This is a genomic window from Alteromonas sp. ABH4_453, from assembly GCF_056160665.1.
Genome location: NZ_JBSWXP010000006.1, coordinates 209964 through 225624, shown reverse-complemented (window position 1 = coordinate 225624; position 15661 = coordinate 209964). Strand labels below are relative to the sequence as shown.

At 44.4% G+C, this 15661-nt stretch carries 14 protein-coding genes; 5 read left to right on the top strand and 9 right to left on the bottom strand.

Going from position 1 to position 15661, the window contains the following annotated elements; translation table 11 throughout:
- The 3 genes from ACXAGV_RS13635 to ACXAGV_RS13625 all read right to left on the bottom strand — a co-directional run bounded on the left by ACXAGV_RS13635 (position 1) and on the right by ACXAGV_RS13625 (position 4019).
- Positions 1–561: an RNA polymerase sigma factor gene (locus ACXAGV_RS13635; protein WP_474831674.1), complete on the bottom strand. Its 561-nt coding sequence runs from the start codon at positions 559–561 to the stop codon at positions 1–3.
- Positions 562–727: 166 nt separating this feature from the next.
- Complete coding sequence (locus tag ACXAGV_RS13630) at positions 728–3334, bottom strand: TonB-dependent receptor plug domain-containing protein (RefSeq protein WP_474873726.1); 2607 nt, start codon at positions 3332–3334, stop codon at positions 728–730.
- A 334-nt stretch (positions 3335–3668) separates the two neighbouring features.
- Entirely contained in the window at positions 3669–4019 is a 351-nt protein-coding gene (locus ACXAGV_RS13625; RefSeq protein WP_136780857.1) for a Grx4 family monothiol glutaredoxin, read from the bottom strand.
- Positions 4020–4367: 348 nt separating this feature from the next.
- On the opposite strand from ACXAGV_RS13625, the gene sodB reads away from it, so the two are divergent.
- From sodB to ACXAGV_RS13605, 4 genes are all read left to right on the top strand, one after another.
- Positions 4368–4949 carry a superoxide dismutase [Fe] gene (gene sodB / locus ACXAGV_RS13620; protein WP_025254504.1) on the top strand — a complete coding sequence of 194 codons (582 nt, stop codon included), beginning with the start codon at positions 4368–4370 and terminating at the stop codon, positions 4947–4949.
- Between the two features lie 242 nt (positions 4950–5191).
- Positions 5192–7114 (top strand): PrkA family serine protein kinase, encoded by a 1923-nt coding sequence (locus ACXAGV_RS13615; RefSeq protein ID WP_474873725.1) that lies wholly within the window; start codon positions 5192–5194, stop codon positions 7112–7114.
- 102 nt (positions 7115–7216) lie between these two features.
- Positions 7217–8503, top strand: coding sequence for a YeaH/YhbH family protein (locus ACXAGV_RS13610; protein WP_474873724.1), 1287 nt, complete (start codon positions 7217–7219; stop codon positions 8501–8503).
- A gap of 1 nt (position 8504) precedes the next feature.
- Complete coding sequence (locus ACXAGV_RS13605; protein ID WP_474873723.1) at positions 8505–10052, top strand: SpoVR family protein; 1548 nt, start codon at positions 8505–8507, stop codon at positions 10050–10052.
- A 28-nt stretch (positions 10053–10080) separates the two neighbouring features.
- Here ACXAGV_RS13605 and ACXAGV_RS13600 read toward each other — a convergent pair whose 3' ends face one another.
- The 3 genes from ACXAGV_RS13600 to prmB all read right to left on the bottom strand — a co-directional run bounded on the left by ACXAGV_RS13600 (position 10081) and on the right by prmB (position 13494).
- Entirely contained in the window at positions 10081–11298 is a 1218-nt protein-coding gene (locus ACXAGV_RS13600; protein WP_474873722.1) for an MFS transporter, read from the bottom strand.
- A 153-nt stretch (positions 11299–11451) separates the two neighbouring features.
- Positions 11452–12549 carry a chorismate synthase gene (gene aroC, locus ACXAGV_RS13595; RefSeq protein WP_474873721.1) on the bottom strand — a complete coding sequence of 366 codons (1098 nt, stop codon included), beginning with the start codon at positions 12547–12549 and terminating at the stop codon, positions 11452–11454.
- Between the two features lie 9 nt (positions 12550–12558).
- Entirely contained in the window at positions 12559–13494 is a 936-nt protein-coding gene (gene prmB, locus ACXAGV_RS13590) for a 50S ribosomal protein L3 N(5)-glutamine methyltransferase (RefSeq protein ID WP_474873852.1), read from the bottom strand.
- 152 nt (positions 13495–13646) lie between these two features.
- On the opposite strand from prmB, the gene smrB reads away from it, so the two are divergent.
- A complete protein-coding gene (smrB, locus tag ACXAGV_RS13585) occupies positions 13647–14297 on the top strand; it encodes an endonuclease SmrB (RefSeq protein ID WP_474873720.1) in 651 nt (216 codons plus the stop codon).
- Positions 14298–14325: 28 nt separating this feature from the next.
- On the opposite strand, the gene ACXAGV_RS13580 is transcribed toward smrB, so the two are convergent.
- The 3 genes from ACXAGV_RS13580 to ACXAGV_RS13570 all read right to left on the bottom strand — a co-directional run bounded on the left by ACXAGV_RS13580 (position 14326) and on the right by ACXAGV_RS13570 (position 15601).
- The gene (locus ACXAGV_RS13580) at positions 14326–14451 is read right to left on the bottom strand and encodes a hypothetical protein (protein ID WP_012517787.1); all 126 of its coding nucleotides are present in this window, start codon (positions 14449–14451) and stop codon (positions 14326–14328) included.
- A gap of 155 nt (positions 14452–14606) precedes the next feature.
- The gene (locus tag ACXAGV_RS13575) at positions 14607–15044 is read right to left on the bottom strand and encodes a hypothetical protein (protein WP_474873719.1); all 438 of its coding nucleotides are present in this window, start codon (positions 15042–15044) and stop codon (positions 14607–14609) included.
- Between the two features lie 98 nt (positions 15045–15142).
- Positions 15143–15601: a hypothetical protein gene (locus tag ACXAGV_RS13570; RefSeq protein WP_474873718.1), complete on the bottom strand. Its 459-nt coding sequence runs from the start codon at positions 15599–15601 to the stop codon at positions 15143–15145.
- Positions 15602–15661 lie beyond the last annotated feature (60 nt).

Below are 15661 nucleotides of genomic sequence, written 5' to 3'. Positions count from 1 at the left end.
TTAACTACTGCTTATGTCCTGAGTCGCGGTAGCAGTGGCACGGGGAGATGCACTGTCATTTGAAAGCTCTGCTAAATACCTAGAGCACATCATTAAACCTTTGGCGACATGCTTTTCTACGGTGCTTTCGCTTAGCCCCACAAGCTCTGCAATCTCTTTTTGTCGCATGCCATATACTTTTTTAAGTAAAAATACGCGTTTTACATCAGCAGACAGCGTGTCTGTCGCTCGGCAAAAATGAATAAAGCGCTCTTTACTCTCTACATTTTTTTCTAAACTGTGCCCCACTAGTTCGTAAGGCAAAATATCCATGTCATCTAGCTGCTGCTTGTTTTTATTTTCTGCTTTTGCAACATGGTTTAGCGCTAAGTTACGCGCTGTTTTGAGCATGTATGTCCGCTCGTACTGTATTTCTTGTTTTAATTCTGCTTCGTAGCTCTTTATAAAGGCTTCTTGCACGATATCTTCAATATCGTCGGCGCCAACAATAGAACCTACCGCGCGCATTAATTTCGAGCGGTATTTTAAAAAGGTTTCAGCTACTGTCGACTTTCTTGTCATAATAATAAAAGTTGTGTGTTTCGAATTGCTTACAATGGCATCAATAATGCCTGTTTCTTCATAATTTTTCACGCAAATGATGTTCGATATTGAAAATAAAAGGGGAGCTAACGCTCCCCTTCACGTCGAAACAATTGTGAAAGTTATTTTCGCTAATAATTAGCGATTAGAACGTGTAAACACCTCTTAGATAATAGAAGCCACCGTTAATACCGATTGGTGAGGTAGTTGGATACAACGAACCTGCAATACCGGCATACTGTGTATTTTCATCTGGGTATTCATCGAAGGCGTTTTTCGCGCCTACTGTTACAGTAAACTCTTCAGTAAAGTTGTAAGCCACTTCTAAGTCCACAGTAATTTCTGAGCCTACTTTATCAATAGGCAATGCAGAATCTAAGTGATCTTCAAAGATACTACCGTAATAGTTCAAGCGTGCAAGGAAGCGCCAGTCACCGTTAGTGTGGTTTGCTGTTGCACTGTAGCGCACTGCTGGAAGGTTATCTTCTAGCATGCGAATACGCTCAGGTGAAATATTCTCTGATGCACGATCTACTTCTGTCGACGTCCAGTTGTAAGCAAGTGAGAACTTAGTTTCACCGCCCATCATTTCCATTGCGTAGTTCGCTACAACGTCCACACCTTCTGTTGTTGTATCGAAGTCATTCGTAAAGAAGCTGATCTCTTGGAAGCTAGACGCATCATTAATGCCTTGCGCAAGCAGCGCTGCGATATCATCATCAGTTAACTCGATACCAGACGCGGTACTGATACGATCTGTCAGTTCAATGTTGTAGTAGTCAGCAGTAATGAACAAACCATTTTCAAAGTCTGCTACTACACCAAATGTGATACTCTCAGACTCTTCAGGTGTTAGTTGCTCGCCGCCTTTAAGCTGAGATACCGGATCAGTTGGCGGTAAGGTTGCACGGTCAATAAGCTGTCCACCCTTACCAAACGCTGTGGTTACGTTACGAACGTTACTTTGACCCAGCGTAGGCGCTTTGAAGCCTGTTGAGAATGCACCACGGAACGCAATGTTCTCAAGCGCTTGCCAGCGGAACGCAATTTTACCTTTCGTGGTATCGCCAAAATCAGAGAAATCTTCGTAACGTAGCGCACCGGCTAACATGAAATTTTCAGTGATATAGGCTTCTGCATCAATGTAAAGCGCGATGTTGTTGCGGGACACACGACCTTGGCTATTGGCCGCCAAGCCAGGGAAACCATTTGAGCCAATGCCAAAGCCTTGTGTCGCCAGCGGACCTATTTCATAAGAGGCAGTATCACCTGCAACGCTCTCATAACTTTCGTTGCGGTATTGGAAACCAGTCGCTACGAATAGCGGCTCATACAAACCAACATCGAAAGGTTTTGTAAAATCAATATCAAGTGTTTGCTCAGACTGCGTGTAACGACCTGGGCTGAACGACGTTGGCGTGTCTGGACCAAGCGACGGGTTGATAGTGTTACTAATAGCAAAATCAACTTCGTTTTGACCAAGGTTCAAACTCACGTCATAGGTAATATCGTTGTCTAACTCGCCTTTAGTACCAAAGACAAGAGACATATCCGTTACCGTACCGCCAAAGCGAGGAGTGAAACCACCTGGAAGTATTTCGTTAAACGCGAAGCAATCTGGATTGTTTAACACCTGATTGATATAGGTCGGGTTTTCAAGAACATTGTCGCCAACTCGAATGTTGGTTGGACAGTTACCTGACATATCGCCAGTTAAATCCCCAACAAGTAGCAACTGAAACCCCTCACCCTCTTCAATCACTCCGTCGCCGTTGCGATCAGCTGGGTCAATACCACCGTCGTTCACGCCACCTCGGTTGTGTGGGTTACGAAAATAAAAACCACCTTCAACTTCACGCTCGGCGAAGTTACCGAATATATAAGCTTCTGACGTATCTGAAAGCTCTATACCTGCGTTTGCGAAAAGCTTGATGTCATGCTTAATTTCAGGCGAGCCCCAAATTTGTGCAGGGTCTGCGACAAATGTATTACCGGCAGCAACAAGCGCTGCGGCATCGTCACGCTGTATACTGCGAGACGTGTCATCAGCAGTACGGTATTCGGCTGAAAGGTTAATAAAGCCTTTGTCAGACAGTGGTAAACCCACGTTACCTGACAACTGAATCATGTCACCGTCGCCTTCGTAGAAAGAGCCGTAACGCGCTTCAAATGTACCGCCTTCCGATGCATCATTAAGTACGAAATTAATTACACCGGCAATGGCATCTGAACCGTATTGTGCTGCTGCACCGTCACGTAGTACTTCCACCTGCTTCAATGCAGCTGCTGGGATAACAGAAATATCTGGGCCCTGCGCACCGTCTGACAGACCGCCACCTAGGAATGTAATTACCGCAGAACGATGACGACGTTTACCATTTACAAGTACGAGCGTGTGATCTGAAGCCATACCACGAAGGTTAGCAGGACGAACTAGCGTTGAAGCATCGTTAATAGGCTGGTCATTTACGTTAAAAGACGGAACAACGGTTTGCATCATAGATACCATATCTGTGGCACCCTGCTGCTTAAATTCTTCGTCAGAAATGATATCAATTGGAACCGCAGAGTCTGCTACAGAGCGAGGCGCTGCTCGCGAACCAACGACGGCGATTTGTTCATAATCTTCAGCTTTAGCACTCTCTTCAGCTTCTTGGGCGTAAACAGGTGCTGTAGCCATTACTGAAAACGCAGCAGAAGCAGCTAGTACGCCTCGCACGTTTTTGGTCAATAAAGACAAGGATGTATTCATGGTGGTTTCCCGGATTTTCTCTAAAACACTTTCAGCGTTTTTCACACAATAAAAAAGTATTTCGAGAGGTTGTTATTTTATACCTTCAACACTGACTCATTTGCGGCCAGATACTTGGGTTTATAGAACGCAAGATATTAAAAAACAAACCTTTTTCGACAAAATAAAAATATTTTTTTAGACCATAGAGGATCTTTATTTCTGACCTGTCTATATAGTTTTTACGGGAATAAAAGTGAGGCGTTTTTGGCGGTTTTTAATGAAAAAAGCTGGCATAAAGCCAGCTTTTTAATCGACATTTAAGATGTCAGAAATCTGCTACAAATCGAAAGATTTACTCTTCTTCTTTGTATTTTTCTGCCGTTTCTTTAATAAGCGGCTGAAGTTCGTTTTGTTGGAACATTTCAATAATAATATCGCAACCACCAACAAGTTCACCTTCTACCCATAGCTGTGGGAATGTAGGCCAATTCGCGTATTTAGGCAGTTCAGCACGAATATCAGGGTTTTGTAGAATATCTACATAAGCAAATGGTTCGCCACATGACATCAACGCTTGTGATGCTTGTGATGAAAAGCCACAGCTAGGTAGTTTAGGAGAGCCTTTCATATACAACAAAATTGGGTTTTCTTCGATTTGCTGCTTGATTCTATCTAGCGTTGATTGATTTTCAGTATTATCCATTTGATTCCTCTGAGCACAAAAGTGTATTCCCTTTAAGATGGGAATGCATGAATGATTTATCAAGGCGAAGGGTATCATAAAATCCCTTTTAATTACCCATTACTGAATTGATCTTTTAGTACGCTCTATCCCTATCTACCTGTATATCTACCAACGCTATATCTTCACAAAATAGTTTTTGAAAAAAATTCACAATTTTGTCATTGAGTTATAAGACTTTATCCCCACATTTGGGATATGCTTTAGCGTCTAAGGTGATATAGTCAGCTACGCGTTGACTGGCACTTATTGAACAGGCGAAGATAAGTGTGCTTTAGACTACAATACTAAACCAACATGGAGACCGTCATGGCTTTTGAACTACCAGCATTACCATACGAACAAAATGCACTAGAACCGCATATTTCTGCTGAAACGCTTGAGTACCACTATGGCAAGCACCACGCTACTTATGTAACTAAGCTTAACGGCCTAGTTGAAGGTACTGACATGGAAAACAAAAGCCTAGAAGAAATCATCAAATCTTCTGAAGGCGGTGTTTTCAATAACGCAGCACAAGTTTGGAACCACACGTTCTACTGGCACTGCCTTAGCCCGAATGGCGGCGGTGAGCCTACTGGCGCACTAGCTGACGCGATTAACGCTAAATGGGGCTCATTTGCAGACTTCCAGGCAGCGTTTAACGACAAAGCAGTTAACAACTTCGGCTCTAGCTGGACTTGGCTAGTTAAAACTGCAGACGGTAGCCTAGATATCGTTAACACTAGCAACGCTGAAACACCTATCTCTGGCGATGACCTAACACCAGTACTTACTGTTGATCTTTGGGAACACGCTTACTACATCGACTACCGTAACGCGCGTCCTAAGTACCTAGAAAATTTCTGGGCACTGGTTAACTGGGAATTCGCAAGCAAAAACTTTGCGTAAGCCTTACGCCTGTTTGTAGTGCGCAACTCGTGCTACATAGCGTTAAAGAATACGAATAGAAAGCCCCGCTCTACAGCGGGGCTTTTGTTTATGTGAAAAGCTTCATTAACAGACACTAAATTCTTATTAAAGTTGCATTTTTTATTAGACGAAAAGATTAAAAACTATACACAATATTTACTATCCTTTTCCCAAATACCTACTAAGCTGAAATTACGGGGTTCCGTATTTAAGGGGTATTCATGGGTATTTTTGAACACTATCAAAGTCGCTATGAAGAGCGAAAACAGGAAGAGTTCACCATTGGGGAGTTCCTTGAAATTTGTAAGGAAGATCAAAGTGCTTATGCAAACGCTGCAGAACGTTTGTTACAAGCCATCGGTGAGCCAGAACTAATCGACACTGCAAACGACCCGGCGCTAAGCCGCATTTTCTCTAACCGCGTCATTTCTCGTTATCCAGCTTTTTCAGAATTCTATGGCATGGAAGAGGCCATTGAACAAATCGTCTCTTACCTCAAGCATGCCGCACAAGGTCTTGAAGAGAAGAAACAAATACTTTATTTACTTGGCCCAGTTGGCGGCGGTAAATCGTCACTGGCTGAAAGACTTAAAGAGCTAATGCAGCACGTGCCTATTTACATGCTTAAAGGCTCACCAGTGAATGATCATCCATTCTGTCTATTCGATGTCAAAGAAGATGGCGACATATTAGAAAAAGAATATGGCATTCCTAAGCGCTACCTAAAAACCATCATGTCACCGTGGGCTCGCAAACGCCTTCATGAGTTCAATGGTGATATTACCCAGTTCAAAGTGGTTCGGGTTTATCCATCGGTGCTTGACCAGGTGGGCATAGCTAAAACCGAACCTGGAGATGAGAATAACCAGGATATTTCAGCTCTTGTGGGTAAAGTTGATATTCGCCGCCTAGAACAATATGCACAGAATGACCCAGACGCTTACAGTTATTCAGGGTCGCTGTGTAAAGCCAACCAAGGCTTAATGGAATTTGTAGAGATGTTCAAAGCACCGATTAAGGTGCTGCATCCCCTATTAACTGCTACACAAGAGGGTAACTACAACCCGACAGAGGGCTTCTCTGCCCTTCCCTTCGATGGATTAATACTGGCACACTCAAACGAATCTGAGTGGCAATCGTTTAGAAACAATAAAAACAACGAAGCGTTTTTAGACCGTGTTTATATTGTTAAAGTCCCTTACTGCTTAAGAGTAAGCGAAGAAATTCACATTTATAAAAAATTACTCGATAGCAGCGAGCTTAAGGGCGCGCCCTGCGCGCCAGACACGCTAGAGTGTTTAGCGCAGTTTACTGTGTTATCGCGCTTGAAAGAGCCAGAGAACTCCAGTCTGTTTTCTAAAATGCGAGTGTATGATGGCGAGAGCCTGAAAGACACCGATCCGAAAGCCAAGTCTTATCAAGAGTACCGAGACTACGCCGGTGTCGACGAAGGCATGGAGGGTCTATCCACCCGCTTTGCATTTAAGATCCTCTCTCGCGTGTTTAACTTCGATCATCAAGAAGTGGCAGCGAATCCAGTTCATTTATTCTACGTATTGGAACGTCAGATTGAGCGGGAACAGTTCCCCCAAGAAACCGCTGATAAGTATTTGGAGTTTTTAAAAGGCTACCTGATCCCCCGCTATGTGGAGTTCATAGGCAAAGAAATTCAAACCGCTTATTTAGAGTCATACTCTGAATACGGGCAAAACCTGTTTGACCGCTATGTGACTTATGCTGATTTCTGGATCCAAGACCAGGAGTATCGCGACCCAGAAACCGGGCAGCTGTTTGACAGAGCATCGCTTAATGCTGAGTTAGAAAAAACAGAGAAGCCCGCTGGGATTAGCAACCCGAAAGACTTCCGTAACGAAATCGTTAACTTTGTTTTGAGAGCCCGTGCAAATAACGGCGGCAAAAACCCCGCGTGGACAAGTTATGAGAAGCTTCGCACCGTCATTGAGAAGAAGATGTTCTCTAACACGGAAGATTTACTGCCCGTTATTTCTTTTAACACCAAAGGCTCAGCAGAAGAGCAGAAAAAGCACGACGACTTTGTAAATCGTATGACCGAAAAAGGCTATACGCAAAAACAAGTTCGCTTGCTGTGTGAATGGTACCTACGCGTACGAAAAGCGTCATAACCTAAAGGCTGGAAGCTTCTAGAACGTAATTGGTACTAAAGCGTGCGCTAAGCGCGCTTTAGTACCGGTACTTGTGGTTCACAACAACTCAAGCAGGTGTGTATGGCGCATTTCATAGACCGAAGGTTAAACAGTAAAGGCAAGAGTACGGTAAACCGCCAGCGCTTTATCAAGCGTTACAAACAGCAGATAAAGCGCGCTGTATCTGATGCAGTGGGAAAACGTTCTGTTACCGACTTAGATTCTGGCGAGCAAATTAGCATTCCAGCCAGAGATATTTCTGAACCTATTTTTCATACCGGGCGAGGTGGCAGCAGAGATATTGTCCACCCAGGTAACGACCAATTCACCGCAGGAGATAAAATTGACAGGCCGCCTGGTGGCGGTGGTAAAGGCGCAGGTGAAGGCGACGCTAGCAATGAAGGTGAAGGGCAAGACGAGTTCGTATTTTCAATATCCAAAGACGAATACTTAGACTTACTATTTGAAGATTTAGCGCTTCCAAATTTAAAGAAAAATCAGTTCGATAAAGTTACCCAATTTGAAACCTACCGCGCGGGTTATCAGACCGATGGCGTGCCAAGTAATTTAGATATTGTTCGCTCACTCAAAGGTTCTGTAGCAAGGCGTATTGCCCTAAGCGGAAGTGATAGAAAGAAACTCAAAGAACTTGAAGAAAAACTGGTACTGCTTGTAGAAGACAAGCATGACAATACGCTGGCTATAAATGCACTAAAAGAAGAAATAGACGCACTTAAAGCCAAAATTGCCCGCGTGCCTTTTATTGATACTTTCGATTTGCGCTTTAAGAACTATGACAAACGGCCGCTTCCCTCAAGTAAAGCGGTGATGTTTTGTTTAATGGATGTGTCTGGCTCTATGGACCAAGCCACTAAAGAAATGGCAAAACGCTTCTATATTTTGCTTTATCTATTTTTAAGTCGCACTTACGAAAACGTAGACGTGGTATACATTCGCCATCACACTCAGGCTAAAGAAGTAGACGAGCAGGAGTTTTTCTATTCTCAAGAAACTGGCGGCACTATTGTTTCAAGTGCCTTGAAACTAATGGATGAAGTAGTGCGTGAGCGCTATAGCGATGGAGACTGGAATATCTATGCAGCACAGGCGTCTGACGGCGATAACTGGGCTGACGATTCGCCACAATGCCGCGATTTGCTTACAACTAAACTGCTGCCGGCCACCCGCTATTATGCCTATATCGAAATAACAGAAAGGCAACATCAAAGCTTGTGGCGTGAATACGAGAAAGTCGCCGCCACTCACGATAATTTTGTATGTAAGCACATACAAACCCAGGCCGACATCTATCCTGTGTTCAGAGAGCTATTCAAACGCTCTGAGCAAGATGCGCAGCAAGGAGCCTAATATGACAACCGACGCTATCGCAACAGAAAACAGCAAGGCTAAATCATCAAAACGACATTTGCTAAGCGATGGGCCCGACTGGACATTTCCGCTTATCGAAGAGTATGAGCAACACATCGATCGCATCGCCAAAAAGTTTAAGCTAGACACCTATCCCAATCAAATTGAGGTCATTACCGCCGAGCAAATGATGGATGCCTACGCCAGCATAGGCATGCCGCTCAACTATACCCATTGGAGCTTTGGCAAAAAATTTATTCAAACCGAGCAACAATATCGTCGCGGGCAAATGGGCTTGGCTTACGAAATTGTTATTAACTCTGACCCCTGCATTGCGTATTTAATGGAAGAGAACACTATTACTATGCAGGCGCTGGTGATGGCCCATGCCTGCTACGGGCATAATTCGTTTTTCAAAGGCAACTACTTATTTAAAACCTGGACCGATGCCAGCTCTATCATCGACTACCTGGTATTTGCTAAAAACTACATTGCCAAGTGCGAACAAAAGTACGGCTATGACGAGGTCGAAAATATGCTCGACTCGTGCCATGCGCTGATGAATTATGGCGTTGACCGATACAAACGCCCGCAGAAAATCTCACTGCAAGAAGAGAAAAACAGACAAGAAGAGCGCGAAGCCTATCTGCAATCGCAAGTAAATGAGCTTTGGCGCACCCTGCCAAATAGCCCCCATAGTAAACACAAAGAAAAAATTCGTTTTCCACAAGAGCCGCAAGAAAACCTGCTTTATTTTATTGAAAAAAACGCACCTTTACTTGAACCCTGGCAGCGGGAGATTGTGCGTATTGTACGGAAAGTTTCGCAGTATTTTTATCCGCAAAAACAGACTCAAGTGATGAATGAAGGGTGGGCCTGTTTTTGGCACTACCATATCCTCAATGAGATGTATGATGAGGGTTTGGTCAGCGACCGCTTCATGATGGAGTTCTTGCACAGTCATTCAAGTGTAGTGATGCAACCCGAGTACAACAGCCCTTATTACTCTGGCATCAATCCGTACGCGTTAGGCTTTTCCATGTTCATGGATATTAAACGGGTATGTCAGTCGCCTACTGAGGAAGACTATAAATATTTGCCCAGTATTGCGGGTAAGGACTGGCTGGAAACCGTGCATTTCGCTATGCAAAACTTTAAAGACGAGAGCTTTATCAGTCAGTTTTTATCGCCAAAAGTGATTCGAGATTTTAAATTATTCGCCCTTGAAGATGATACTGCTAAACCCTTTATCGCAGTCAGTGCTATCCACGATGAAAGGGGTTATCAAATTATTAAAGAGAAGCTTTCCGCCCAATACAATTTGAGTAATTTAGAGCCCAACATTCAGGTGCATAACGTGGATGTGCGTGGGGATCGGTCATTGACTCTGCGCTATATTCCTCAGCGGGGTATTCCGCTAGGCGATTCAAAAGATGAAGTTATGCGACACCTGCATAGACTTTGGAAATTTGATGTACGTTTAGAACAAGACAATGGTGATGAGGGTATTGAAGTAATATCGGAGTGTAAACGCGCACCGCAGGCGTAAGCCTGCGGTCAGCCCTCAGAACAAGATTTTAAGCCGCCTTTGCACTTTCCATTTCTTTTCTGGAACACAGTAGCAATGACAGTGCGCCTATTGCTGCAAAAACGGCTGCGGTAACGAACGTCTCATAGGCGTTAGTGCCCTGCTGCCATTGCTGCCCCGCCATGTAATTACCCAATGCGCCGCCAAGGCCAAAGGCTACACTAATATAAACGGCTTGCCCTCGGCTGTGATACGCCTTAGGTAAAAACTGGTGGATAAAGTGTACCGATACCGCATGGGTTAATCCAAAGCTTAATGCATGAATAAGCTGGCTTAATACAATCACCATAAACCTGTCAGCAAATGCCGCCATTACGTACCAACGAAGGCCTGTGAGCGCGATACTTACAAACAATAAATTCCACACGCCAAATTGACTAATAAGCCTGCGGGCAACAAGAAATATCCCCACTTCAGCAAGTACCCCCAGCGCGATAAATATGCCGGTTTGTTGTCCGCTGTAATCAAGGTCTCGCATATAGAGGGCAAAAAAGCCGTAATACGCGCCGAAGCTAATTTGCAAGCACGCTGAAGCGAATATAAAGATGGCGAAAGGTTTTTGTTTGGCGTATTTCCAAATACTGCCCGCCGTAGACGTTTCAGGTGCAGCTTCTTTGGGCGCATGTATGAACAAGGTACTTATAAATAAAAGCGCTAGTACACCAACACTGGCATGCACAGGAGTATCGGTAGTAAAAATATCTAGGGCCTTACCCACACCTACCGTCAAGCAAATAAATCCAACACTTCCCCATAGCCTTATTTGCCCATAGGTAGCCTTGGTTTTCGCCACTGTATTCATAGTGATGACTTCTAGCTGAGGCAATACCGCTGTCCAAAACATCATCATTAATCCGAACGCCAACGTAAGCCCCCAGAAACTGGTGAAGTAAAAGACAGAACTAAAAGTCAGCACCGTAAGAAAGCAGCCTAAACGCATGACGCCTATAGCGTTTCCCGTTTTATCAGCAACGCCTGCCCACAAGCCAGGACCTAAAATACGCGCTAGGGTAATGACGGCAAAAAGCTCACCAATCTCGGCAGAAGAAAAGCCCCGTCCATCGAGAAAGATCCCCAAGTATGGAACAAGTACGCCAAGTTGTCCGAAGTAAAGCCAGTAGGTAATAGCAAGGATAAAGAGCGCAGTTTTGCTACTTTTTGCGCTTGGATCAGCGCTTTTGGCGTTGTTTAGACCATTTGATGACAATTCACATCTCCATATGCAAAAACGCCACTAGCGCAAAACGGGTAGTGGCGAATAGTAAAATTGATTAGCGCAACATGCGCTCATGCTGCGTGTATTTTTAATCCGCGTTAACGTCGCGGTATTGGCATTGCGATCTTGCGATTTTAAAAATTGCTAGGCCTGACCTGCAATCGGCTTAGTCGTTGATAGCACGCCCATATTTTGCGCGCGGTGACGTAGCAAGTGATCCATTAACACTAGCGCCAGCATGGCTTCAGCAATAGGTACAGCACGAATACCCACACACGGGTCGTGACGACCTTTGGTGACGATATCAATCTCTTCATTGTCTTTATTAATGGTTTTACCCGGTACAGAAATACTTGAGGTTGGCTTAAGCGCCATGTGTACTTCAATATCCTGACCAGTAGAGATGCCGCCTAACACGCCACCGGCATGATTAGACGTAAACCCTTCAGGCGTTAACGTATCGCGATGTTCACTGCCCTTTTGATTAATAACATCAAAGCCATCGCCAATTTCAACGCCTTTCACCGCGTTAATGCCCATCATAGCGTGTGCTATTTCAGCATCCAGCCTATCAAAAACAGGCTCGCCTAGACCCACAGGGACATTTTTAGCTACAACCGACACTTTCGCGCCAATGCTGTCACCAGACTTTTTAAGATCACGCATGTATTCGTCCAGCGCATCTAACTTAGACTCGTCTGGGCAGAAGAACGGATTAGTGTTGGTCACACTATGGTCAACTTTATCTACCGTTACAGGGCCAAGCTGAGACAAATAACCCAACACCTCGATACCATGCACTTTTTTCAAGTACTTTTTCGCAATACCGCCAGCGGCTACGCGAATAGCTGTTTCGCGGGCTGACGAACGTCCGCCACCGCGATAGTCACGGCTACCGTATTTTTGATCGTAGGTATAGTCGGCGTGGCCCGGGCGAAAACGGTCTTTGATATTGCCGTAATCTTGGCTTCGCTGGTCTTTATTTTTAATCAATAAACCAATGCTAGTGCCTGTGGTCTTGCCTTCAAATACGCCAGATAGAATTTGTACTTCGTCGTCTTCTCTTCGCGCAGTGGTATAGCGCGAAGTGCCTGGTTTGCGTCTGTCTAAATCCACCTGAAGATCTTCTTCTGTGATCTCAAGACCTGGAGGGCAACCGTCTACTACACCGCCAATTGCAATGCCGTGGCTTTCACCAAACGTGGTTACAGTGAAAAGTTTTCCGAAGCTGTTACCTGACATAATTAACTGTTAATCCTTACTACTAAAATACTGTACTAATGTGTTTTTCTGTACGGCGAAAATACCTGAACCGCCATTTTCGAACTCAAGCCAAATGACTTCTAAGCCAGAAAACCTTTCATTCATGTGTACTTCACTGTTGCCTACTTCTACGAACAGCCAGCCGCCATCATTAAGGTAATTTGGCGCATCTTTAAGCATAATGTCCACAAGGTCTAAACCGTCGTCGCCTGCGGCAAGGGCAAGTTCAGGCTCGTGATGATACTCTTCTGGCAAATCAGCCATGTCCTCTGCGTCAACATAAGGTGGGTTGGACACGATAAGGTCGTATTTCTGCCCCTCTAAACTTGAAAACAGATCTGACTGGATTGGATACACGCGGTGGCTTAAACCATGCTCCTGAATATTAATGTCAGCCACTTCTAAGGCATCTGTGCTGATATCTACAGCGTCCACCTGCGATTCTGGATACGCATGAGCAAGTGCAATAGCAATACAAGCACCGCCTGTGCACATGTCGAGAATAGTGTTTGGCGCTGACTCAACAAAAGGCGCAAATTCGTTTTGAATGAGTTCGGCAAACGGCGAACGTGGGATAAGCACGCGCTCGTCTACGTAGAACGGCATACCGCAGAACCAGGCTTCATTAGTGATATAGGGCAATGGCATGCGCGTCTGCACACGTTTTAAAACAAGCTCTGCAATCTTCTCTCGCTCGCTTTTCGTTAAGCGAGACGCCATTACACTATCGCCCACCTGCTCGAGTATAGGGTGAGGCAAATGTAAAGCTTGCATAACTAGGCTTGTCGCTTCGTCCCACGCGTTATCAGTACCATGACCAAAATACAAAGCCGCATCGTTAAAACGGCTGGTTGCCCATCGTGTCATATCTAACAGGGTATGCAGATCTTCAATGGCTTCTTCAAGGTAAAACTTATCGGTCATGGCGTTTGGGTACATCAAAAATTTCAAAGCTGGTATCATACCCAAACTTCATACCGATTCACATAATTAACTACGTACCGAATCTTTCTATTCGTTATAATTTAGGCGTTTTGAATCGTTAAACTCGAGTGTATTAACCCAAGCTAGTGTTTATGAAAACCTTTAAAAAAGAGCTCAAAGCATTAAAGAAGCAACTTTCTGAACCTCATCGCCATAAAAGTCTGGCGAGACAGGAAGGCGCGCGCAATGGAAACACGTCTACGGATACCGAGGAAGACACCTTTTCATTTGCCGATGCTATGCAGGGGGTGACGCCTTTATCACAAGATAAAGTTGAGCCTGATAAGCAAGTTGAGTTATTTAAGAAGTCACAGCAGGTAAAAGGTGAACATCTAAAACACAGCAAGCAATTAGCGGCAAGCTTCGACTTTTCTGATATGTACCAGGCAGCGTTGCCGCAAGAAGGGCCCATGCGCTTTTGCCAAGAAGGTGAGTCTACACATATTTTGAAGCAGCTGCGCCGTGGCGACTACTCGCCAGAAATGACTTTAGATTTACATGGCCTAACCCGCGAAATGGCAAAAGCCGAGCTTGCCGCACTCATTCACACGGCAAGAAAAGAACTGATTGACTGCGTTTGTGTAATGCATGGATTTGGTCAGGGCGTGTTAAAAGCCGCCCTGCCCCACTACTTAGTTCAGCATCCACACGTACGTGCGTTTCATCAAGCGCCCCTTGAATACGGCGGTCAAGCAGCACTATTAGTGCTTGTTGATGTTCCGCTTCAAAATAATAAGCGTTAATTGCGCCTTGGTAGACCTACATGGTGACTTATTTGTCTTCATCTGCACTGTTGTGCATAAACAAATAAGTGTAATACATCATCATCGCTACAATAATGCCTATACCGAGTAGTGAGCCCCATACCACAGGGTCTTTCATCATAGTCCACAACATAAGTAATCTCCTCTTCAACTGAGTAAATAGTAGAGGAGGCGTTAGATAGAGGATATGATCCAGATCAAATTCGATTTCTAGTCGTTAGCTGTCGGCCTAATTATTTGATCCAGGTCAACATACAGTTAATACCAATCCGCATATTTGTCGCGCCATCACAATTGGGGCTTTGCCATACTTAGTTGTAACGATTGAATATATTCAGGTTCCCCCTCATATCCAAGCAACGCTTCTGCATTACGGCATAGCTGTTCCATCGATTCACTGACTTGGATATCAAAATTTGGGGGTGTTGCTCGAAGACTGTGTTGAAAGATTTTGGCGTTTACATGGTTGGCAAGCAAAAGAAAACCCAAACACCCATAGGTTCTTAGAAAGGGAAGCCGTGAACAAAGTTGCGATGCGGCAGTATGTGTAATCGTTAAACTCTTATCGGGTATAGATAGAATTACCCACTTATCAAGTTTCTGACCCTCTCTTGCGATATTCCTAAACCATCCATCGACAACGCTATCGTCGTATACATTGCTTGGTATATCAAATAGAACATTATTAACGTTGAAAAAACGGTATTGATGCTGACTACCTACCATGGCTACCTCCTGTTATGCCTTCATTCAATTGGTAGAGTGGAGCTCTGAACAAAGATCAGTTTTAACAGGACGAGTTCGCCTTGTTAGGATTGTTATGGCTATCGTCTGGCATTATTGAACTGGTTAACATTGTGAGCCTGCAGACAAGCAAGTACTTTTTCACTCAACCACAGTGTTGCCTGAGCAGTGTCGTCAAAGTATTCGAACGCTAGTGTTGAAGATTCATAAACACGAGACCAAAACTTCTTTTGCATTGCCACACCTTCTGGTTCATGAAGCACCACTGCCGTGGCGATTAGTCCCAATGCTACGGCTTTACTAACAATTTCTTGCCCAGTGTTAGTAGCCTCCATCGGCGCAAGTGCCAGACCATGCACATTTACTAAGCTTCCCCAACACGGTGTATCAATATTCTTTCTTTGTGCGCCAACCACACGCTCATACTTTTGCATGAACTCAAGATTAAACGGACCTACTAAGTCTATATGTAGAATATTTTGCTCTGCTTGAAAATGAGCGTGAACTTCTCCATGCGCACTAAACTTATCTATATCCATACGTTCCTCCACTTGAAAAGTATAGAACAAGATTAGGGCCAGATAAATTTGTTGCATATT

Bases quoted from the DNA above. Each gene is read 5' to 3' on its own strand.
- ACXAGV_RS13635 (WP_474831674.1), bottom strand. From the start codon at position 561: ATGACAAGAAAGTCGACAGTAGCTGAAACCTTTTTAAAATACCGCTCG.
- ACXAGV_RS13630 (WP_474873726.1), bottom strand. From the start codon at position 3,334: ATGAATACATCCTTGTCTTTATTGACCAAAAACGTGCGAGGCGTACTA.
- ACXAGV_RS13625 (WP_136780857.1), bottom strand. From the start codon at position 4,019: ATGGATAATACTGAAAATCAATCAACGCTAGATAGAATCAAGCAGCAA.
- sodB (WP_025254504.1), top strand. From the start codon at position 4,368: ATGGCTTTTGAACTACCAGCATTACCATACGAACAAAATGCACTAGAA.
- ACXAGV_RS13615 (WP_474873725.1), top strand. From the start codon at position 5,192: ATGGGTATTTTTGAACACTATCAAAGTCGCTATGAAGAGCGAAAACAG.
- ACXAGV_RS13610 (WP_474873724.1), top strand. From the start codon at position 7,217: ATGGCGCATTTCATAGACCGAAGGTTAAACAGTAAAGGCAAGAGTACG.
- ACXAGV_RS13605 (WP_474873723.1), top strand. From the start codon at position 8,505: ATGACAACCGACGCTATCGCAACAGAAAACAGCAAGGCTAAATCATCA.
- aroC (WP_474873721.1), bottom strand. From the start codon at position 12,549: ATGTCAGGTAACAGCTTCGGAAAACTTTTCACTGTAACCACGTTTGGT.
- prmB (WP_474873852.1), bottom strand. From the start codon at position 13,494: ATGACCGATAAGTTTTACCTTGAAGAAGCCATTGAAGATCTGCATACC.
- smrB (WP_474873720.1), top strand. From the start codon at position 13,647: ATGAAAACCTTTAAAAAAGAGCTCAAAGCATTAAAGAAGCAACTTTCT.
- ACXAGV_RS13580 (WP_012517787.1), bottom strand. From the start codon at position 14,451: ATGTTGTGGACTATGATGAAAGACCCTGTGGTATGGGGCTCACTACTC.
- ACXAGV_RS13575 (WP_474873719.1), bottom strand. From the start codon at position 15,044: ATGGTAGGTAGTCAGCATCAATACCGTTTTTTCAACGTTAATAATGTT.
- ACXAGV_RS13570 (WP_474873718.1), bottom strand. From the start codon at position 15,601: ATGGATATAGATAAGTTTAGTGCGCATGGAGAAGTTCACGCTCATTTT.